General features: G+C 66.1%; 16 protein-coding genes and 1 pseudogene. 4 read left to right on the top strand and 13 right to left on the bottom strand.

The genetic code is table 11. From position 1 onward, the window contains the following. The first annotated feature begins 2 nt into the window (after positions 1–2). Together phhA and ACCQ15_RS00800 are read left to right on the top strand one after the other, a co-directional pair. On the top strand, positions 3–893 hold the full coding sequence (gene phhA, locus ACCQ15_RS00805; RefSeq protein ID WP_008575026.1) for a phenylalanine 4-monooxygenase: 891 nt from the start codon (positions 3–5) through the stop codon (positions 891–893). 137 nt (positions 894–1,030) lie between these two features. Continuing rightward, the gene (locus tag ACCQ15_RS00800) at positions 1,031–1,675 is read left to right on the top strand and encodes a DMP19 family protein (RefSeq protein WP_031420600.1); all 645 of its coding nucleotides are present in this window, start codon (positions 1,031–1,033) and stop codon (positions 1,673–1,675) included. Positions 1,676–1,901: 226 nt separating this feature from the next. On the opposite strand, the gene ACCQ15_RS00795 is transcribed toward ACCQ15_RS00800, so the two are convergent. The 10 genes from ACCQ15_RS00795 to ACCQ15_RS00750 form a co-directional block, all read right to left on the bottom strand. Next, positions 1,902–3,014 carry a GDSL-type esterase/lipase family protein gene (locus ACCQ15_RS00795; protein ID WP_372381101.1) on the bottom strand — a complete coding sequence of 371 codons (1,113 nt, stop codon included), beginning with the start codon at positions 3,012–3,014 and terminating at the stop codon, positions 1,902–1,904. A 220-nt stretch (positions 3,015–3,234) separates the two neighbouring features. Beyond that, a complete protein-coding gene (locus ACCQ15_RS00790; protein WP_008575029.1) occupies positions 3,235–3,897 on the bottom strand; it encodes an RpiB/LacA/LacB family sugar-phosphate isomerase in 663 nt (220 codons plus the stop codon). Between the two features lie 233 nt (positions 3,898–4,130). Next, positions 4,131–4,886 (bottom strand): 2-dehydro-3-deoxy-D-gluconate 5-dehydrogenase KduD, encoded by a 756-nt coding sequence (gene kduD / locus ACCQ15_RS00785; RefSeq protein WP_372168426.1) that lies wholly within the window; start codon positions 4,884–4,886, stop codon positions 4,131–4,133. 182 nt (positions 4,887–5,068) lie between these two features. Beyond that, positions 5,069–5,923 carry a 5-dehydro-4-deoxy-D-glucuronate isomerase gene (gene kduI / locus ACCQ15_RS00780; protein ID WP_372168425.1) on the bottom strand — a complete coding sequence of 285 codons (855 nt, stop codon included), beginning with the start codon at positions 5,921–5,923 and terminating at the stop codon, positions 5,069–5,071. 421 nt (positions 5,924–6,344) lie between these two features. Further along, complete coding sequence (locus ACCQ15_RS00775; RefSeq protein WP_011345890.1) at positions 6,345–7,403, bottom strand: LacI family DNA-binding transcriptional regulator; 1,059 nt, start codon at positions 7,401–7,403, stop codon at positions 6,345–6,347. A gap of 141 nt (positions 7,404–7,544) precedes the next feature. Then, positions 7,545–9,128: a family 43 glycosylhydrolase gene (locus ACCQ15_RS00770; protein WP_372168424.1), complete on the bottom strand. Its 1,584-nt coding sequence runs from the start codon at positions 9,126–9,128 to the stop codon at positions 7,545–7,547. Between the two features lie 193 nt (positions 9,129–9,321). Then, positions 9,322–10,605, bottom strand: a complete 1,284-nt coding sequence (locus ACCQ15_RS00765) for a TRAP transporter large permease (protein ID WP_005912129.1) — start codon at positions 10,603–10,605, stop codon at positions 9,322–9,324. After that, the gene (locus ACCQ15_RS00760) at positions 10,605–11,126 is read right to left on the bottom strand and encodes a TRAP transporter small permease (RefSeq protein ID WP_280293427.1); all 522 of its coding nucleotides are present in this window, start codon (positions 11,124–11,126) and stop codon (positions 10,605–10,607) included. The genes ACCQ15_RS00765 and ACCQ15_RS00760 overlap by 1 nt, the downstream gene beginning before the upstream one ends. 10 nt (positions 11,127–11,136) lie before the next feature. Next, a complete protein-coding gene (locus tag ACCQ15_RS00755; protein WP_008574481.1) occupies positions 11,137–12,135 on the bottom strand; it encodes a TRAP transporter substrate-binding protein in 999 nt (332 codons plus the stop codon). Positions 12,136–12,172: 37 nt separating this feature from the next. Next, positions 12,173–12,994: a 2-keto-4-pentenoate hydratase gene (locus tag ACCQ15_RS00750; RefSeq protein WP_008574478.1), complete on the bottom strand. Its 822-nt coding sequence runs from the start codon at positions 12,992–12,994 to the stop codon at positions 12,173–12,175. Between the two features lie 138 nt (positions 12,995–13,132). Between ACCQ15_RS00750 and ACCQ15_RS00745 the strand changes: the two genes are divergently transcribed. Beyond that, entirely contained in the window at positions 13,133–14,209 is a 1,077-nt protein-coding gene (locus ACCQ15_RS00745) for an alpha/beta hydrolase (RefSeq protein WP_029818202.1), read from the top strand. Next, positions 14,206–15,827, top strand: a pseudogene (locus ACCQ15_RS00740) (carboxylesterase/lipase family protein). Before ACCQ15_RS00745 ends, ACCQ15_RS00740 begins: the two are co-directional and overlap by 4 nt. A 45-nt stretch (positions 15,828–15,872) precedes the next feature. Here ACCQ15_RS00740 and ACCQ15_RS00735 read toward each other — a convergent pair. The 3 genes from ACCQ15_RS00735 to glgB form a co-directional block, all read right to left on the bottom strand. Beyond that, a complete protein-coding gene (locus tag ACCQ15_RS00735) occupies positions 15,873–17,021 on the bottom strand; it encodes an aldo/keto reductase (protein WP_303399951.1) in 1,149 nt (382 codons plus the stop codon). Positions 17,022–17,089: 68 nt separating this feature from the next. Further along, entirely contained in the window at positions 17,090–17,584 is a 495-nt protein-coding gene (locus ACCQ15_RS00730) for a metallophosphoesterase family protein (RefSeq protein WP_029818199.1), read from the bottom strand. A 192-nt stretch (positions 17,585–17,776) separates the two neighbouring features. Further along, positions 17,777–19,960 carry a 1,4-alpha-glucan branching protein GlgB gene (glgB, locus tag ACCQ15_RS00725; RefSeq protein WP_046932016.1) on the bottom strand — a complete coding sequence of 728 codons (2,184 nt, stop codon included), beginning with the start codon at positions 19,958–19,960 and terminating at the stop codon, positions 17,777–17,779. Positions 19,961–19,962 lie beyond the last annotated feature (2 nt).

The following is a 19,962-nucleotide window of genomic DNA, read 5'->3' as shown; positions in this document are numbered from 1 at the left end:
GCATGAATACCGCCCCGCAACGCGTCGAAAACCAGCTCACCGACAAAGGCTATGTGCCGGTCTACACCACCGCGGTGGTGGAGCAGCCGTGGGACAGCTACAGCGCCGACGACCACGCCACCTGGGGCACCTTGTATCGGCGCCAGCGCGAGCTGCTGGTGGGCCGCGCCTGCGACGAGTTCCTGCAGGCGCAGGACGCGATGGGCATGGGCGAAACGCACATCCCGCGCTTCGATGCGCTCAATCGCGTGCTGCAGGCGGCCACCGGCTGGACCCTGGTCGGCGTGCAGGGCCTGCTGCCGGAACTGGACTTTTTCGAACATCTGGCCAACAAACGCTTTCCGGTGACGTGGTGGATCCGCCGGCCCGATCAGATCGATTACATCGCCGAACCCGATCTGTTCCATGACCTGTTCGGCCACGTGCCGTTGTTAATGAACCCGCTGTTTGCCGACTTCATGCAGGCCTATGGCCGCGGCGGGGTCAAGGCGCACGGCATCGGCCCGGACGCGCTGCAGAACCTCACCCGGCTGTACTGGTACACGGTGGAATTCGGTCTGATCGACACGCCACAGGGCCTGCGCATCTACGGTGCCGGCATCGTGTCGTCCAAGGGCGAATCGCTGTATTCGCTGGAATCGCCGGCACCCAACCGCATCGGGTTCGACCTGCAACGCATCATGCGCACGCGCTACCGCATCGACAGCTTCCAGAAGACCTATTTCGTCATCGACAGCTTTGCGCAGCTGATGGAGGCCACCGCGCCGGACTTCACCCCGATCTATGCCGAGCTTGCGCAGCAACCGCAGGTGCCGGCGGGTGACGTGCTGCCGGGCGATCGGGTGATCCAACGCGGCAGCGGCGAGGGTTGGAGCCGCGACGGCGACGTGTGAGGCTGCTGCCGAGGTCACGCCGACCAACCGCTGCGCGGCGGCGCGGCGCGGTCACGATGCCGCGATGTGACCTGCATCGACTCGACACCACCGCCGACGCGCACTAAGGTCAAACCTCCCTACATCGCCTTCGCTCAATGGACCTGACGCATCTGCGCATCCGGCGCTTGGAGCTGGACGACACCCGCCTGCTGTTCACCCTGGCCAACGGCATCCGCATCGACGAGCCCATCCAGGCGCATCGGCTCCTGCTCAAGGCATCGCCGCCGCAACGCACGCAATGGCAGATCACCGAGGACGGCTTCGGGGTGAACTGGCCCGCGGTGGCGCCTCCCACCGCGGAGGGCCTGCTCAACATGCCCGAGTTGCTGTGGCGCCGCCGCGCTGCCCGCGCCCAGGCCAAGCTCGCCCAGTTGCGCGGGCGCATGGATGCGCTGTCGCCGGGCGAACGCGAACTGATCGCGCTGGCGCGGCTGGATGCGGACATGAACGAGAGCGGCTACGCCCGCTATTTCGACCGCTGGGATGCGGCGACCCGCAGCGATGCTTTGCGGGGTCTGGCCGCCATGGGCGCGGCGCAAGCGCGTCAAGCCATCGAGGGCCTGGGCGCGGTGTTCGAGCGCCTGGAAGAAGATCCGAATCTGCTCAGCATCGAAGACATTCTCGATGCCATGAGCGACACCGACCGCCAACGCGTGGATGGGTGGGAAGAGGTCTACTACCGCCGCTCGGCCGAACTGGCGCGCCTGGGGCTGACGCACTACGGGGTGGATAAGGCCTGACGGTGCTGGAAGGCTTGCATCGCTGGATGTCGGCCGCGACCACCCCTGACATGGTTTGTGCGCCGGCGTGATCGGCTGTCTGCCGTCGCTGGCTCCTGCCGCTGATCCACTGCAGCCATCTGCACGTGGAAGCAGGCGACTCGCAGGCTGGCCGTGCCTGATGACAACTCAGCCCATTTGAAAAACGCAGCGCTTCGTTGCAGCTGCGCTGTCTGGGGCGCGAGGGCTACTTGGATGCGGTGTACGCCAGCAACAGCACCAGCGGTTCTTCGCCGGTTTGCTGCAAGGCGTGCGTGCTGCCCGGCCGCGTCAACAACGCATCGCCAGCGGCGACGTTGTATTGCTTTCCGTCCAGCGCATATAAACCGCGCCCACTGACGATGTAATAAATCTCATCCTTGTCGTGCAGATGCAGGCCGATGCCGGCGCCCTTGTGCAGCACGCGTTTGCGCAGCACGAATTTCAGCGCCGGTGCATCTGCGAAGAACGGATACGCCGTGGTCGGGCCGGCGCCGCCATGCGGGCCGGGCTGTTCGCGGGCGAGATCGCGCTCGTGCACCACCAGCGAGGGATGCGCCTGCGCGGCGCGTTGCGCGCTGGTGTCGGGCGCAGCACCGCAATCGGCGTCGCGCTGCAGCTGCGCCTTGAGCGCCGGCTGCAGCTGCAACCAACCGTGCACCACCAGGCAGGCGATGGCGGTCGCGCCGGCGCGGCTGAAGTGGGTACCGTCGGCCTTGCCCTGTTCGGGCACGAACAGGAAATACGGTTTGGCCGCCTGCTCGCCGAGTGCGCGAATCCAGTCGCTGGAACTGGCGTTGAGATCGATCAAGCCAACGTGTTCCTGCGCGGCGAGTTGCTGCATCGCCAAGGTGTAGCGACCGTGGGTGTCGAGCAACGCGCCGAAGTCGTACAACAGCCGGGCGGCCGGCGTAATCAGGATGGGCGTCGCGCCTTTGTCGCGCGCAGTGGCGACATAGCGGCGCAGGAACTGCACGTAGTCGGTCGTGGGGTCGGTATAGCGCGTGGGGTCTTCGCGTTTGGCGTCGTTGTAGCCGAACTGGATCAGCAAGACATCGCCGCGTTGCAATTCTTTTGCGATGGCATCCAGCCGCCCTTCGGCGATGAAACTGCGCGTGCTGCGGCCGCCCTTGGCGTGATTGCGCACCTGCCATTGCGCCGGGTCGAACCAGTCCTGCAGCAGTTGGCCCCAACCGGCTTGCGGCGCGCGCTCGGCGCCGTATTCGGCGGCGGTGGAATCGCCGGCGATGAAGATGCGGTGGGGTTCGGCGCGGGCGCTATTTGCGCAGAGCAGCAGCAATGCGAACAGCAGCAGACGCATGATGGGCTCCGGGAACAATGCTAAGGACGCGACGCTGTTTCCTTCTCCCATCGGGAGAAGGTGCCCGAAGGGCGGATGAGGGTGCGGCGGCAAGGAAATGTTGGACGGCCGTCCTGTCTTCTCAAGCCTTTCAAGCCTCCCCGTTCAGGCCAGCTGTCTTCGCCTTACCCTCACCCCAACCCCTCTCCCGGCGGGAGAGGGGCTAAAACGCACTGACTAATTACGCAGCTGCAGCAGCAGCTTCGGTCTTGCCCAGCAGGCCGGCAACGAAGTTGCGGATTTCAGCATCCTGGGCGTTGTCGAAGAAGCACTGCTGGAAGCGCTCGCCGCCGATGGCCTGCTTGATCAGTTCCGGGTCGATGGCGCGCAGGCCGTCCAGGTACGACTTGGCGGTGGCCTGCTTGAGCTGGGTCAGGATGCCGGCGTTGGCCTGCTGCGATTCGCGACGCTCGGCCGGGTAACCCATGCCACGCTCGCCGCTGAAGGCCTTTTCGAAGATGTAGCGCACGTTGATTTCCGCGCCCCAGCCGTAGCCCTTGGCAAACGCCAGCGACAGCGCGTTGCCGTTGTTGACCTGGGCGAACAGGTAGGCGTCGGTCGGCTCGATGCAGTAGCCGCAAAACACGCCAGGATGCGCGTTGAGCGACATCATCGCGCCCTGGCCGGTGCCGCAACCGGCAACCACGAAGTCCACCGCCTTGGAGTTCAGCAGCAGGCTGGCGACGATGCCCAGGTGGATGTAGGTCAGGCGGTGGTCGTTGTCGCCGTCCATGCCGACGTTGAACACGCTGTGGCCCTGCTCGCTGGCGACCTCGTTGAGCTGCTGCAGGATCACCGGGTTCTTGGCGGCCTGGCTAAACTCATTCATGAGTGCGATTTTCATGGGGATGCTCCGATTGGTTTGGGGAAGTTGTGTCGACTGTGGAGTCGGTTGGTGTGCGCGCCTGGGTGCGGTCTTGATTCGCTTTTCAGGTGCGTTGTCGGTGAGCGATCAGGTTCTGAAGAACGTGTGGGAGCTGCGGGACGCGTCTGGTCATGTACGTGCACCCCGACCCTCATCCCCCCTTCGGGCAGCTTCTCCCAATGGGAGAAGGAGAGCCTTACAGAGGCGAGCGCTTAGCGCGCCAGCCAACCACCGTCGACCGGAATGATGGCGCCGTTGACATAGTCCGACGCGCTGCTGGCCAGGAACACGGCGGTGCCGCCCAGGTCGGCCGGCACGCCCCAGCGCGCGGCCGGAATGCGGTCCAGGATGGCCTTGTTGCGGTCTTCGTCGGCACGCAGCTGCGCGGTGTTGTCGGTGGCCATATAGCCCGGTGCGATGGCATTGGTGGTCACGCCCTTGCTGGCCCATTCGTTGGCAAGCAGGCGGGTGATGCCGGCGATGCCGGACTTGCTGGCAGTGTAGGACGGCACGCGGATACCGCCCTGGAACGACAGCATCGAGGCGATGTTGATGATCTTGCCGCGGCCTTGCGCGATGAAGTGACGGCCTGCGGCCTGCGCCATGAAGAAGGCCGATTTCAGGTTGACGTTGAGCACGTCGTCCCAGTCCTGCTCGCTGAAATCCACCGCATCGGTGCGACGGATCAGGCCGGCGTTGTTGACCAGGATATCCAGCCCGCCGAGGCCGGCGATGGTCTCCTCGATGATGCGCTGCACCGGCTCGATGCTGATCAGGTTGGCTTCGATGGCGATGAAGCGGCGGCCCAACGCCTTGACCTTGGCTTCGGTCTCGGTGGGCGCCTGGATGCCGGCGGCGGCGATGTCGGCGCCTGCCTCGGCCAAGGCCAATGCGATGCCCTGGCCCAGGCCGGTATTGGCACCGGTGATCAGTGCGACCTTGCCTTCGAGACTGAACGGATTGCTCATTACCTTATCGCTCCTGCTGGATGTGCCGTGGTGTGATCGGTGAGCCGCGCAGTGCGCGGCCGGGTTGTACGAACTGCTGCAACGCCGGCGCCCAACTGGGTCGCGCCAGCGTTGTTGGCGCTGGCCTCGCACCAGGCGGCGTCATGTCTGGCCTGGTGGGTGCCGGCACGTCGATGCAGGCCTTACTTGAGCTGGCAGATGTCCAGCACGTGCATGTCGGTGTAATCCAGGTTTTCGCCGCCCATTGCCCAGATGAAGGCGTAATTGCTGGTGCCGGCGCCCATGTGGATGGACCACGGCGGCGACACCACCGCTTCGTTGTTCTGGATCACGATGTGGCGCTGCGCATCGGGTTCGCCCATGAAGTGGTAGACGCGGTCGTTGGCGCCCAGGTCGAAATAGAAATACACCTCGCTGCGGCGGTCGTGCAGATGCGGCGGCATGGTGTTCCAGACGCTGCCGGGCTTGAGCACGGTCAGGCCGAGCAACAGCTGCGAGGACTGGCAGGTGGCCGGCACGATGTACTGGTAGATGGTGCGCTCGTTGCTGGTTTCCAGCGCACCGCGCTCCAGTGCCACCGCATCCTTGATCGAGAGCTGCTTGGTCTCAAAGCGCGCATGCGCCGGCGTGGAGGCGAGATAGAACTTGGCCGGGTTGGCCGCGTCTGCGGAGGCAAAACTGACAGCGGTGCTGCCCATCGCCGCGTACAGGCCGTCCTTGGGCCCCAGCGTGTAGGCGGTGCCGTCCACGGTCACCGTGCCGGTGCCTGCGCCCACATTGATGACGCCCAGTTCGCGCCGTTCCAGAAACGGGTGGCCCGCGGCCGAGGCGGGCTCGGTCTGCCTGGGCAGTTCCAGCGTCTTGCCCAACGGCGCGGCGCCACCGAGCACGAAGCGCTCGTAGTGGGTGTACTTGAGCGTCACCGCGTCATCCACGAACAGCCCATCGAGCAGATACAGCTCGCGCAGCGCGTGGTTGCTGGCGCCCTTGATGGCGTCGGGATGGGTGGCGTAGTGCGTTTTGCAGTACAGGGACATGGCACTTCTCCGAGGCAAGCAAGGGGGAACGTGGGCTTGCACGGGGCTAGTCTACCGACTCTGGTTAACCGGTGTCATTGCGCAGTGCACGAAAGACGGTGTGGGGGGACGCACGGACTACCAACTCCCTTCTCCCATCGGGAGAAGGTGCCCCGCAGGGGCGGATGAGGGTACGAGGCTGCGCGCTGTGTTGAAGAGCACAGCTTGCTTTGTGGGTGGTGGCCTATTGCCTTCCGGCGCAAGCCTGAGCTTTCTAAAGTGGCTGTCTGCCGCCTTACCCTCACCCCAACCCCCGCTCCGCGCCCCGGCCCGCGCCAGCGGCGCGGGCGCTCCAAGGCACGCGCGGCGATGCCGCGCAAGCTGTGCCTTCTCGCCCCGGCGGGAGAGGGGCTTTGTTCCTCTTCCGCCAGGACCAAGTAGCTCAATCTTCCGGCGGCTGGCAGGAATCGCGCACGATCAGGTGCGGCCGCACGCTGGCGGTGGGCAGCTGCGGCGCGTTGTCGGGCTGGATCAGCATCGCCGCGGCGGTGCGGCCGGTGTCGCGGGTGTGGCGGCGCACCGAGGTCAACGGCGGCCACAGCCGCGAGGCCAGCGAGCTGTCGTCGTAGCCGATCACCGAGAGCTGGCGCGGGATGCTGATGCCGGCGCGCAGGGCGACCTTGTAGATACCGGCGGCCATTTCGTCGTTACCGGTGAAGATAGCGGTGGGGCGCTTCTTGCCCAGCAGCAGCTTTTCGGCCGCCGCCACGCCCGATTCGAAGGTGTAACCGGCTTCGACGATGCGCTCGGGCGGCAGTTCGATGCCGCGCCGGGTCAGCGCGTCGGCAAAGCCGGAGGTGCGCTCGATCGAGGAGCGGTAGGCGCTGGGGCCGGTGACCAGGGCGATGTCGCGGTGGCCCAGCGAAAGCAGGTAATCGGCCGCCTCCGCTGCCCCGTCGCGGTCGTGGGTGATCACCGTCTGCGAGGTGGTGTCCAGCGCGATCGAGGCAATGCGGGTGTAGCGGCAGCCGATCTCGGCCAGCATGTCGGCCAGCGCCTGGTCTTCGGAGGCGCGTGGCACCAGGATCACGCCGTGCAGCTTCTGCGCCTGCGCAAAGCGGCGCACGCCTTCGATATAGCCGGGACTGCGGCTGTCGCAGGGGTGCACCACCAGTTCGAAGCTGGAACCGCGCAGCGCGTCCAGCGCGCCGTACTGCATGTCCACGATGTATTGCGCGGTGGGGTTGTCGTAGACCATGCCGATCAGGAACGAACGGCGGAACGCCAGCCCGCGCGCGAGCGGATCCGGCGCATAGCCGACCTCGCGCATCAGCGCCTCGACCTTCTCGCGCGTGTCCTGCCGCACCAGCGGCGAATTGTTGATGATCCGCGAGACGGTCTTCTTGGACACGCCCGACATCCGCGCGATGTCGTTGATCGTTGCGACCCGACCCTTCGGCAGGCCAGGCATTCCCTCTTCAGGCATCTTGCGGGCGGGCATAGCGGTCAACCAGTAAAGTTGATTGGATTCTACCGGCCCGACGGCCGGCAGACCTGAGCGAAGCCTGCCGCTGCACCGGGTCCGCCGTGACGGGCCCGCCACAGCAGGCAGCGCCACGACATGCCCGCCGATGCAGAACGGTCAGTCTAGGGCGCGGTAGCGGAAATTGCGGAATTCCACCTGGCCGGGGCCTGCGGCATACAGCGCCGGCTTCAGGGCCAGGAACTTGCCGGCCACGTTGTGGTGGTAACCGGACACTTCCATCTGCACAGGGTACTTGGTCCAGGCCTTGCCATCGGTGCTGCTGTGAATGGTGACGATGTGGCGGTTGTTGGTGACGCGCAGCCATAGCGTGCCGCCGTTGGTGCTGGGCGCCAGCGTGGCCGGGCGTTCCTCGCCGTAGCGATGCATGACGAACTGTTGCCCATTGCTGCCGACGCCGGCGTAGAGCTTGTCGCTGTAGAACAGCAACGCCCCGCCCTGGCCGCCCGGCGATACGGTCATCTGCACTTCGAACTGGTAGGCCGGGTCGGTGGCGATCACCGTCAACGGCGAAGCGTCGCGCGGCGCGCTGCCCTTGCCCTGCAGCCGCAACACGCCATTGCCCACCTGCAGGCGCTTGGCCTCGTCGGCAGCCGGATTGAAGAACGCCCACTGCGGGCCGAGCGTGCTGGCGCGGAAATCGTCCGACAACGCCAACCCGTGCGGCAGGGCCTGCCCACTGGGCTTTTTCAGCGGCGTGCCCAGGTCCCCACCCTTGGCGACGAACCAGCCATCGGGCGTCCATTCGATCGGGTCCAGCAGCGCCTGCCGGCCCAGCGTCCAGTAGCCGTTTTCGTAGCCGTGGTAGAGCATCCACCAGCGCTGGTCGGTGCCTTCCACCAGGGTGGCGTGGCCGCGCGACCACCACGGCTCCTGCGCGCTCCTGGTGCGGGTGATCGGGTTGTTGGGCGCGTTCTGCCAGGGGCCGTGGATCGAGCGCGAACGCGCAGTGATCACCATGTGCCCGGTCGGCGGGCCGGCGGTTCCGCCCACGGCGGTGGTCATGTAGTACCAGCCGTTGTGGCGCGTGATCTTGGGGCCTTCCTGGGCGTAGCCTTCCACGTCCCAGCTTTCCGGATATTTCCAGCCGTCGTAGACGTGCTTGGGGGTGCCGACCACCTTCAGGCCGTCATCGGACAGCTGCACGTAATCGCCGCCGCTCAGGAACAGGTAACGCTTGCCGTCCTCGCCCACTGCATGGCCGGGGTCGATGTATTTGCCCAGGCCAATGTCGATCGGCGCACTCCACGGGCCTTTGATGTCGTCGGCCCAGACCACAAAGTTGCTGCGCTCGCCCTGGTCGCCACGCCGCGCGGGGAAGTAGATGTAGTAGCGCTTGCCGTGCTTGATCAGGTCCGGTGCCCAGATCGCACCCACGTTCTGGGTGATGGCGTGGCCCAGCGGCTGCCAGTTGACCAGATCGCGCGAGTGCCAGATCGGCAGGCCCGGGTAGGCATCGAACGAAGACAGCGTGAGGTAGTAATCATCGCCATCCTTGAGCACCGACGGGTCGGGATGGTCGCCGGCCAGCACCGGATTGAGAAAGCTGCCATCGCCCTGGTCGGCGATGCGCTGGTGCTCGATACCGCGCTTCCAGTCCGCCGCAGCGCTCAGGCCGGCGCACAGCAGCAAGCCGCCGGCCATCAGCCAACGCCATCGGGATGAAATGGGACGCACACGCATGCTCTCTCCTAGTCCCGGATGCCGGGCTTTACCACGATGGCGTGCAATGCCACCGGTTAACCAGATGCGGCAGAGCCTCCCGCCGGCAGCGACGCCTGACGTGCCTGCATGTGGATGGCAGGCGCTCGTTACCACGCGAACAAGCCGTACCGACCGCCCGTCTGCCGTTACGCAATCACGCAATCGCCCCGGCTCAGGCGCGCAGGGCGCGCGGCAGCCACAGCGACAACTCAGGGAAAAACGCCACGATCAACAGCACGCACAACGCCGCCAGCCAGAACGGCCAGATGGTGCGCATGCTTTGCGCGATGGTGATCTGCCCGATGGAAGTACCGATGAACAACACCGAGCCGATCGGCGGCGTGATCAAACCGATACCGCCGGCCAGCACCATCACCAGGCCGAAGTGGATCGGGTCGATGCCATAGGCCTTGACCACCGGCAGGAAAATCGGCGTGCAGATCAGGATCTTCGGCGCCAGGTCCATGAACATGCCCAGCAACAGCAGCATCACCACGATCATCAGCAGCACCGTGTTCTTGCTGTCGGCAATGGCCTGCAGGAACTTCACCGCCGCTGCAGGGACCTGCAGATAGGCCAGCAACCAGCCGAACACCGCAGCGGTGGCGATCACGAACAGGATCACGCCGGTGGTGCGCGCCGCATGCGTCACCGCCGCGAAGAACTCGGCCCAACGCAATTGGCGATACAGCAATGCGGTGACGATCAATGCGTACACCACGGCAATGGCGGCGCTTTCCACCGCGGTGAAGATGCCGGCGCGAATCCCGATGAAGATCAACCCCACCAACCCCAGGCCGGGCAGCGCACCGATCAGGCGCAGGGCCACCGCACGCCAACCGGGAAAGGCTTCGGTGCCGTAGCCGCGATGACGCGCCACTGCATAGCCGGTCACCATCATCGCGGCGGTCATCAACAACGCAGGAAAGATGCCGGCCGCGAACAGATCGGCAATCGACAAGCCGCCGCCGGCTGCGGCCGAGAACAGGATCAGGTTGTGCGAAGGCGGCACCAGCAAGGCCACCAGCGCAGCGGTCATGCTCACGTTCACCGCGTAATCGCGGTCGTAACCGCGTTTGATCATCTGCGGAATCATGGTGCCGCCCACCGCCGAGACATCGGCAATCGCCGAGCCGGACACGCCGCCGAAGAACAGCGACGACAGCACGCTGACCTGGCCCAGACCGCCGCGCACACGCCCCACCAACGACGAAGCCAAGGCGATCAGGCGTTCGGAAATACCACCGCGCAGCATCAACTCGCCGGCGAAGATAAACAGCGGGATCGCAATCAACGACGCCGAGCCGCTACCGGCAGAAATCTGCTGCACCAGCACTACCGTGGGCAGGTCCAGATACAGCAGCGTGGCCAATGCCGCCGCGCCCAGGGCGTAGGCCACCGGCACGCCGATCAACAGCAGCACCACGAAGGTGCCCAACAACATGGCGATGCCCATCAGCGCACTCCTCCAGCATGGACCGGGCGCAGCAGACGCCACAATTTGAACACGGCAAACAGCACCATCAGCGCACCGCCGATCGACAGCGGCAGGTAGTTGATGCTCTGCGGCATCTGCGCACCGGCCATCTTGATATCCAGCCCGTCCAACAGCAGCGCCGCGCTCCACCACGCCAGCACCGCGCCAATGGACATGATCATCAGCGGGCGGATCACTTCGAACATCTTGCGCACCAGCGGCGGCACGTGTTCGCCCAGCAGGTAGAAGCCGAAGTGGCGGTTGGTATGCACGCCGGCCGCCGCACCCAGGCTCAGGGCGGTGCTCAGCAGCAACAGGGTTACCGGCTCGGTCCAGCTGGGCGAGTCGTTGAGCACGTAGCGGGTAAACACCTGCCAGCCCTGCACGACCACCAGGCCCAGCAGCGCCAAGGAGGCCACGCCCACGGCGATATCGGAAACGCGGTCCAGCGCGCGCTGCAACGGCGCGACCGGGACGGCAACAGTCTCAGGTTCGGTCATCGGGTCACCTCTATGCGAAATCGCGGATGCGGCGGTACAGCGCTTCGATCTCCGGCTGCTTGCGGTATTCGGCCAGCAGCGGGGCAGCGGCGGCGCGGAACGCCGGCATGTCGACCTGGTTGAGCTTCACGCCGTAGTCGATGACCTGCTTGCGCGCCACCGTCTCGGAGGCATCCCACAAGTTGCGCATCACCGGCACCGAGGCACGCGCCAGTTCCACCACCAGGCCGCGGTCGGCCGCGCTCAGCGATTGGAAACTCTGGCGCGACATCACCAGGATGTCCGGCGCGTAGGAGTGTTCGCTCTGCGACCAGTAATGCGCGGCTTCGAAATGCCGGCTGGACTGGAAGCTGCGCATGTTGTTTTCCGCACCGTCGATCATGTGCGTTTCCATCGCCGAGAACGTCTCGCCCAGCGACATCGGCGTGGGGTTGGCGCCCAGCATGCGCATCAGCTTGAGGAAGATGTCCGACGAGGCCACCCGCAATTTCAGGCCCTTGAGATCTTCCGGGCGATGCAGCGGATGCTTGGTGTTGTAGAAGCAGCGCGCGCCCGAATCGTAGATGGCAAGACCGACCAGATCGCGCTGCTCGAAGCTGCGCAGCACGCTGTCGCCGACATGCCCGTCGATGGCCCGGCGCAGATGCGGTACCGAATCGAACACATACGGCAGGCATAGCGCCTGCGTGAGCGGGAAGGTGTTGTTCAACGCGCCCGAATACACACGGGTGATGTCGATGGCGCCAAAGCGCGCCATGTCGATCGCCTCCGACTCGCGGCCCAGTTGGCCGGAGTGGTACTGGCGCAGCTTGAGCCGGCCATGGGTGCGTTCTTCCAGCTGCTTGCCGAACCAGCGCACCGCTTCCACGGTGGGGTAATCGCCGACGTGCACATCGGTGGCGGTGAGCAACTGCCCGCCGGGAATCGGCGTGGTGGCGCCGGCACCCAACCAGGGGGCGGCAGCCGCGGCGCCGAGCCCGGCACCAAGAAAATGTCTGCGTGTGATCATTGGCGCCCTCCCAAGCGTCTGGTCACGGGGGCCGCCGTCAACTGGCGGACACAGCCGTACAGGAAATATCGCCGATGCCGGCGAAGCGAATCAGGGCACGCTGCCCCACTTCGATGTCGTGGATACCGGTGGCATTGCCGGTGGCAATCAGATCACCGCGCTTGAGCGGACGCCCGCGCTGTGCCGAACGGCTGAGCGCGAATGCGTAGGCCGCGCGCAGGCCGCCGGGCAAGGTGGTGGCGCCGCCGGTGCCGACCACCTGGTCGTCGATCAGCGTCTGCGCAGTGAGCGCAGCCTCGTCGCGCGCCAGCCAATCGGTCACTTCCGGGCCCAGAATCAGGCCGTTGTTGTTGCCGAAGTCCGAAATCACCACCCGCGGGCCCAACTGGTTGATGGTGGCCAGCGGGCTGCTGGCGATTTCCACCCCGATGAACAAGGTGGCCGGCACCTGCGCGGCCTGCTCCGGGGTAAAGTGGGTCTGCTCGGCCGGGGCATCGGCGCCGAGCACGAGCACATATTCGGCTTCCACCGCGCCGAAGCCGCCGACAAAGATCGGGAACTCGGTTGTTCCACCGGTAGCATTCCAAACCTTCTGCGAGAAGATCGGGCCAAGCAGGCGCTCGTCGCCGGATGCATCGCGGCGCTCGGCGGCGATATACCCCACCTTCCAGCCCACGACATGGTCGTGCCATTGGCTGATGGCGATGTCCTGCACCTGGTAGGCGGTGACCAGATCGTCGGGGATTTGCCCGGGAAAGTCAGGCAGCGATGCCCCTGCACGGCGTGCTTCCACAAAGCGCTGGGCGATGGCGGACAGCGTGGATGTGGACGGTGGCGGAGTGGCGGCGTCGTTGCTCAAGGGTGTCTCCCCGATAGGTGTCTTGTTGCACTGCCAATCGACAGCGGCACGGTGTGCTGTATATGGTAAACCGGTGTCATTGGCAATGTGCACTGCGGCATTGTGGTCGCGGTGACGAAGTGGCCCTGGGAGGGGTGAATGGAACAGACACGCCAAACGCGGGCTTTGACCGCGCTTTCGCGCGCCACGCGGCATGGCCTGGCGCTCGTTGTGCTGGGCGTGCTGCTGGCGCGCCCCGCGCCGGCGGCCGAGCGACCGAGCGCCGACACTGCCGCCGAACAGGCCAGCCGGATCGCGCTGTGGCCAACGCCGCTGGCACCGGGGGATACGGCGCTGCCGCAACCGCAGCGCATCGTCGAGCGCAGCAGCGACCCGGCGCAGCCGGATCGCTACATCCAGCAGGTCAGTAGGCCGTACCTGGTGGTCTACCGGCCCAAACAGCCCAATGGCACCGCCCTGCTGGTTGCGCCTGGCGGCGGCTATCAACGCATCGTGCTGGACAACGAGGGCAGCGCGCTGGTGCCCGGTTTCGTCGACACCGCCGGCATCACCCTGTTCGTGCTGCGCTACCGGCTGCCGGGCGAAGGCCACCCGAACGGCGCCGACGTGCCGCTGGCCGATGCGCAACGTGCCTTGCGGCTGATCCGCGCCAATGCGGCGCGCTATGGCATCGATGCGCAACGCGTGGGCGTGATGGGCTTTTCGGCCGGCGGCCATGTCGCCGCCAGCCTGGGCACGCGTTACGCCGCGCGGGTGTATCCGCCCATCGACGCGGCCGATGCACTGAGCGCACGACCGGACTTCCAGTTGCTGATCTACCCGGTGATCGACATGGATAGCGCCAACGCGCACAAAGGCTCACGCGAACGCCTGATCGGCAGCGCCCCGAGCCAGGCGCAGGTGCAGGCCTATTCGCCGCAGCTGCACGTGGACGCGCACACGCCACCCACTTTTTTGCTGCATGCGCAGGACGACAGCGTGGTGCCGGTGCGCAACAGCCTGCTGATGCACGCTGCGCTGCTGCGCGCCGGGGTGCCCAGCGAGCTGCACGTATTCCCGCAGGGCGGCCATGGTTTCGGTGCTGCCAGCGGCAGCGGTCTTACCGTGTCCGCATGGCCGCAGCTGGCGCAAGCCTGGATCGCGTATGTCACCAAGCCGCAGCCGCCTGTAGCCAAGCCTGCACCACCTTCACCGGCGAAGGAGATGGGGCGATGACGACCCAAGCCACCCCCGACACGCGACGCCGCACGCTGCTGCGTGGTGGCCTGCTCGCGACTGCGGCAGCAACGCTTCCCGGCTTCGCTGCCGCGGCCGTACTTGCGCCGCCACGCGACGATGGCGCGCCGCTGGCACGCGTGCGTGGCGGCGCGCTGCGCGGCTACCGCGACCAGGGCGTCTGCGTGTTCAAGGGCATCCCGTATGGCGGCGACACTGCCCCGCGTCGCTTCCAGGCGCCGTTGCCGGAGACGCCGTGGCACCACGTGCGCGATGCCAGCGGATTCGGTGCAGCGGCGCCGCAGCTCAAGGCCAACGAGCCCACCAGTGAGGACTGCCTGTTCCTCAATGTGTGGACACCTGGCCTGCGCGATGGCGGCAAGCGGCCGGTGTTGTTCTATATCCACGGCGGCGGCTACACCACCGGCTCCGGCAGCGACCCGCTCTACGACGGCGTGCGCCTGTGCAAGCGCGGCGATGTGGTGGTGGTCACCGTCAATCACCGGCTCAATCTGTTTGGCTACCTGTCGCTGGCGCAGCTGGGCGATGCCGGTTTTGCCGACTCCGGCAATGCCGGGCAGCTGGACCTGATCCAGGCCCTGCAATGGGTGCGCCAGCATGCGGCCGAATTCGGCGGCGACGCCAACAATGTCACGGTGTTTGGGCAATCGGGCGGTGGCGCCAAGATCGCCACGCTGATGGCGATGCCGGCCGCGCGCGGGCTCTTTCATCGCGCCTGGACCATGAGCGGGCAACAGGTCACCGTGGCCGGGCCGCGTGCGGCCACCCAGCGCGCGCAACTGTTGCTCGATGCGTTAAAGATTGCGCCAGGCGAGATCGCGCGCATGCGCACGCTACCTGTGGCCCAGCTGCTGGCCGCCGCACGTGTGCGCGACCCTTCGCGGGTGGAAAACACCGCGCTGTATTTCGGCCCGGTGCTGGACGCGCGCAACGTGCCGGTGCATCCGTTCTGGCCAACTGCGCCGGTGCAGTCGGCCCGCATCCCGATGGTGATCGGCAATACGCGCGATGAAACACGCGGCTTTCTCGGTAACGATGCGAAGAATTTCGCGCTGAGCTGGGACGAGCTGCCGGCCAGGCTGGAGGCGCAGCAATACGTGGACCTGTTGCCGCAGGTGTCATTGCCGAATATCGGCGGCTCTATCCGCAGTACACGCCGTCGCAGGTGTTCTTCGCAGCCACCACCGCCGGCCGCTCGTGGCGCGGCGCTGTCGAAGAAGCCGAGGCGCGTGCCCGTCAGGGCGCGCCCACCTGGGTCTATCAACTGGATTGGGGTTCGCCGCTGGATGGCGGCAAGTTCGGCGCCTTCCATACCCTGGATATTCCGCTGGTGTTCGACAACGTGCGCCAGCCGGGCTCGCGCACCGGCGATGGTGCCGATGCGCAGCGCATGGCCGAGCAAATGAGCGAAGCGCTGATTGCGTTTGCCCGGCATGGCGAACCCAACCGCCGCGGTGCGCCGCACTGGCGGCCCTACTCCTTGAAACGGCGCGAAACGCTGGTGTTCGATACGCCGAGCCGGTTGGAACTGGATCCACGTGGTGGCGAGCGCGTGTTGTATCAACAAGCGCCGTTCATTCAACGCGGGACGTTTTGATTGCCATGCAGCGCAAACGCCATGCGCTGCGCGCGGGCCCGGCCCTCAACGCGCCGCGGGCACCGGTGCGTCTGCCTCGATCACGCCTTCGCGCTTGAGCGCTTCCCACAGTGCCGACGGAATCGCCACCTGCATCGAGGTCGCATTGGCGCGGGCCTGCTCGGCCGTGCGCGCACCGGGAATCACCGCCGACACCACCTGCGGAGCTGCAGCAAATTGCAGCGCAACGGTGCGTAGATCCACGCCATGCCGGTCGCAGATGGCCAGCGCTTTCTGCCGCTTGGCAGGCGCCCATGGCGGAATGGTGCCGTCGTAGAGATACCGCTCGCGCCCGGCCAGATAGCCAGCCAACAATGGCGCACCGACCACCACCGAGGCGCCATGCTTTGCGATCTTCGGGAAGGTGTCATGCAAGGCCTGCGCATGGTCGAGCAGCGAATACTGGCAGGCGAGCAGGAAGATGTCGGGGTCGGCTTCTTCGATTGCGCGCAAGGCCGGCTCAGGACGATTGACGCCAAAGCCCCAGGCCTTGATCAAGCCCTCCTTGCGCATCTTGGTCAGCTCCGGCATCGCGCCCTTCACCGCCTCGGCGAACCGCTGCTCCCATGGCATGCCCAGGTCTTTTTCGTTCTCCGGCGAGAGATCGTGGATATACGCGATGTCGATCTGCGACACCCCCAGACGCTGCAGGCTGTCTTCGATCGAGCGCCGTACACCGGACGCGCTGTAGTCGTAGCGATAGTCGAACGGCGAAGGTTGCTGCCACATCGTCTTGGGCGGCGTGTCGGTCGCGGTGAGTAGGCGCCCGACCTTGGTCGACACCACGTAATCGTCGGCCGGATGGTTGTGCAGATGATGGCCGGTACGTCGCTCCGACAAGCCCAGCCCGTACCAAGGCGAGGTATCGAAATACCGCACGCCCGATTCCCATACCGCTGCCAGCGTTTGCTCGCTCTGGGCGTCGGTGGCAGGCGCAAAGCCATTGCCGATGGCCACGCCACCGAAGCCGAGACGACTGCGAGGCCGGTAGCGTTCGCCCTGGACGCGCGGATTGGTCGGCAATGCGCCCGCATCGGTTTTCCCGCGCGTAGGCATCACGCTGCCGGGCGCCGACGATTGCGCCATCAACGGTGCAGCGGCCAATGCCGCAGTACCGGCCGCGGCAGCAGAAAGGAATTGGCGACGTGTATTCATGGGGAATCCCTTGCAACAACGTGGCCCACGAGCATGGCCCCGCCGGTGTGCATGCCAAGTCAGCGGACTCAGCCAAGGGCCAATGGCTGCACGTGCGCGCGCGGCGCGCCATCGCCCAGCCAGAGCATGGCCACGCTGATCGGCAGACTGAAGCGACGCGGCCCGGCGCTGCCCGGATTGAGGTACAGCACCCCATCGTGCATGTGCACCGACGGCTTGTGCGAATGGCCGCTGATGACCACATCCGCCTGCACCTGCGGTGCCAGCGTCTTCAGATCGTGCAGCACGTGGATACGCACACCAGCGATGTGCAGATCCAGCGTCTGCGGTAAGCCGTTCGCCCACGGCTTGTCGTCGATATTGCCTGCGATGGCATGCAGCGGTGCCAGTGCCCGCAACGCCTCAAGCACCTGCGGCTTGCCCACATCGCCGGCGTGGATGATCTGCGAGCAGCCCTTAAGCGCGGCAAGCGCTTCGGGCCGAAGCAGGCCATGCGTATCGGAGATCACGCCGATGCGCGTGCCGGTGCCCGTCTCGCCATCACCGTGTTTGCGCGTGATCATCGGGATGACCGGCTGCTGGATGACTTGCTGCGCAAGCGTCCGCCTGCACAGACCCATGCCATCACAGTCGAGTGGGAGCGCAGCAATGCAAGCGATGCCAGCAGATGGCGCACCCTGTCGATGAAAGATGGATGCATGACGCAGCTGCCGCCTACCGCCGGGCCGTTTGCCCGGTGGTAGGCGCAGGAAGCATCAGCCATACGGCGTCAGCACGATGGCGCCCAGCGGTGGCAACAGCAGCGGCAGCGATTGCGCGTGCCCATGCATGGATTGCTGCTCGGCCGTCACGCTGCCGCCATTGCCCAGGTTGCTGCCGCCGTAGATGCCGGCGTCGCTGTTGAACACCTCGCGCCACTGGCCGCCTTGTGGCACGCCGATGCGATAGCCGTGCTGCACGACCGGAGTGAAGTTGATCACCACCAGCACCGGTGCGTCGCCACGTTTGCCCTTGCGCAGGAACGCCACCACGCTATTGCCGGCATCGTCGCCCACCACCCAGGCGAATCCGGACGGATCGTCGTCGTGCGCATGCAGCGCCGGGTATTGCACATACAGCCGGTTCAAATCGCGCACCAACGTCTGCACACCACGATGGCGAGGGTCGTCGAGCAAATGCCACGGAAGGCCGGCGTCGTGGTTCCACTCGGTCGGTTGACCGAATTCGCAGCCCATGAACAGCAACTTGCGCCCCGGGTGGGTGAACATGAAACCCAGGTAAGCACGCAGATTCGCGAAGCGCTGCCAATCGTCGCCCGGCATGCGGCCCAGCAACGAACCCTTGCCGTGCACCACTTCGTCGTGCGAGATCGGCAGCACGAAGCGCTCCGAATACGCATAGACCATGCTGAAAGTCAGCTCACCGTGGTGGTAGCGGCGATAGATCGGATCCAGCCCGGCGTAATGCAGGGTGTCGTGCATCCAGCCCATGTTCCACTTGTAGTGAAAGCCCAGGCCGCCGTGCGCCACGTCGGCGGTGACACCGGGAAACGCAGTGGATTCCTCGGCAATCATCACCGCGCCCGGTGTGTGCTCGCGCACCACCTCGTTGAGCCGGCGCAGGAACGCGATGGTCTCGTAGTTCTCGCGCCCGCCGTGGATGTTGGGTATCCACTCGCCGGCGTTGCGGCTGTAATCGCGGTACAGCATCGAGGCCACCGCATCCACGCGCAGGCCATCGACGTGATAGCGCTGCAGGAATTCCATCGCACTGGCAATCAGGAACCCGGATACCTCGCGGCGGCCGTGGTTGTAGATCAGCGTATTCCAGTCGCGGTGGAAGCCTTCGCGTGGGTCGGCATGCTCGTACAGCGCGGTGCCGTCGAAATGCGCCAGTCCGTGCGCATCGGTGGGAAAGTGCGCCGGCACCCAATCGACGATCACGCCGATGCCTTCGCGGTGGCAGCGGTCGACAAAGCGCGCAAATCCATCGGGTGTTCCGAAGCGCGCGGTCGGCGCGAACAGACCCAATGGCTGGTAGCCCCAGGAGCCGCCGAACGGATGCTCGCTCACCGGCATCAACTCGACATGGGTAAAGCCCATATCGGCCACGTACGGAATCAGGCGATCGGCCAGCCCGTCCCAATCCAGATCCAGGCCTGCTTCGCGCAACCACGAGCCGGCGTGGATCTCGTAGATGCTCATCGGCGCGTCATGGGCCTGGCGGCGCGCACGCGTGGCCATCCAGCCATCGTCGCTCCACTGATGCGGCGTGGGATCGGCCACGATGGACGCAGTGCCCGGCGCAAGCTCCGCGCGGCGTGCCACCGGGTCGGCCTTGGCCGGCAGTTCGTGCCCGTGCGGACCGCGCAGCTGGTACTTGTAATGTGCGCCGGGGCCGACGTCGGGCACGAACAACTCCCACACGCCGGCCTGGTGACGCAGCCGCATCGGATGACGGCGCGCGTCCCAGCTGTTGAAGTCGCCCACCACCGCCACGCGCGAGGCATTCGGTGCCCAGACGGCAAAGCGCGTGCCGCGCACGCCGTCCACTTCGACCACGTTGGCGCCCAGCGCGTCGGCCAATTGCAAGTGGTGGCCTTCGCTGATCAGGTGCAGGTCGAAGTCGCTGAGCTGCGGGCCGAACGCGTACGGGTCGGCGGTCTCCTGCTCGCCACCGGGCCAGCCGATGCGCAGGCGATACCCACCGTGCGCCGGCAACTCGCCGGCGAACAGGCCCGGCTCCGGGCCGGCGTCCAGCGCCACCACCTGCCCATCGTCGAGCACCGCACTGACCCGGTCGGCGCCGGGTAGATAGGTGCGCAACAAGCGCCCGTTGTCGGACGGGTGCGCGCCCAATACCGCGAACGCGTCGCCATGGCGCGCCTCTGCCAGGGCGCGTACCGCGCCGGGATCCCATCGATTGCTCACTGCTGTCATTA

It is taken from the genome of Xanthomonas sp. NCPPB 1754 (assembly GCF_041475725.2).
GTDB lineage: Bacteria > Pseudomonadota > Gammaproteobacteria > Xanthomonadales > Xanthomonadaceae > Xanthomonas > Xanthomonas euvesicatoria.
The sequence above is the reverse complement of the archived record's forward strand: the minus strand, read 5'-3'. Positions and strand labels throughout refer to the sequence as shown.

Bases quoted from the DNA above. Each gene is read 5' to 3' on its own strand.
- phhA (WP_008575026.1), top strand. From the start codon at position 3: ATGAATACCGCCCCGCAACGCGTCGAAAACCAGCTCACCGACAAAGGC.
- ACCQ15_RS00800 (WP_031420600.1), top strand. From the start codon at position 1,031: ATGGACCTGACGCATCTGCGCATCCGGCGCTTGGAGCTGGACGACACC.
- ACCQ15_RS00795 (WP_372381101.1), bottom strand. From the start codon at position 3,014: ATGCGTCTGCTGCTGTTCGCATTGCTGCTGCTCTGCGCAAATAGCGCC.
- ACCQ15_RS00790 (WP_008575029.1), bottom strand. From the start codon at position 3,897: ATGAAAATCGCACTCATGAATGAGTTTAGCCAGGCCGCCAAGAACCCG.
- kduD (WP_372168426.1), bottom strand. From the start codon at position 4,886: ATGAGCAATCCGTTCAGTCTCGAAGGCAAGGTCGCACTGATCACCGGT.
- kduI (WP_372168425.1), bottom strand. From the start codon at position 5,923: ATGTCCCTGTACTGCAAAACGCACTACGCCACCCATCCCGACGCCATC.
- ACCQ15_RS00775 (WP_011345890.1), bottom strand. From the start codon at position 7,403: ATGCCCGCCCGCAAGATGCCTGAAGAGGGAATGCCTGGCCTGCCGAAG.
- ACCQ15_RS00770 (WP_372168424.1), bottom strand. From the start codon at position 9,128: ATGCGTGTGCGTCCCATTTCATCCCGATGGCGTTGGCTGATGGCCGGC.
- ACCQ15_RS00765 (WP_005912129.1), bottom strand. From the start codon at position 10,605: ATGGGCATCGCCATGTTGTTGGGCACCTTCGTGGTGCTGCTGTTGATC.
- ACCQ15_RS00760 (WP_280293427.1), bottom strand. From the start codon at position 11,126: ATGACCGAACCTGAGACTGTTGCCGTCCCGGTCGCGCCGTTGCAGCGC.
- ACCQ15_RS00755 (WP_008574481.1), bottom strand. From the start codon at position 12,135: ATGATCACACGCAGACATTTTCTTGGTGCCGGGCTCGGCGCCGCGGCT.
- ACCQ15_RS00745 (WP_029818202.1), top strand. From the start codon at position 13,133: ATGGAACAGACACGCCAAACGCGGGCTTTGACCGCGCTTTCGCGCGCC.
- ACCQ15_RS00735 (WP_303399951.1), bottom strand. From the start codon at position 17,021: ATGAATACACGTCGCCAATTCCTTTCTGCTGCCGCGGCCGGTACTGCG.
- ACCQ15_RS00730 (WP_029818199.1), bottom strand. From the start codon at position 17,584: ATGATCACGCGCAAACACGGTGATGGCGAGACGGGCACCGGCACGCGC.
- glgB (WP_046932016.1), bottom strand. From the start codon at position 19,960: ATGACAGCAGTGAGCAATCGATGGGATCCCGGCGCGGTACGCGCCCTG.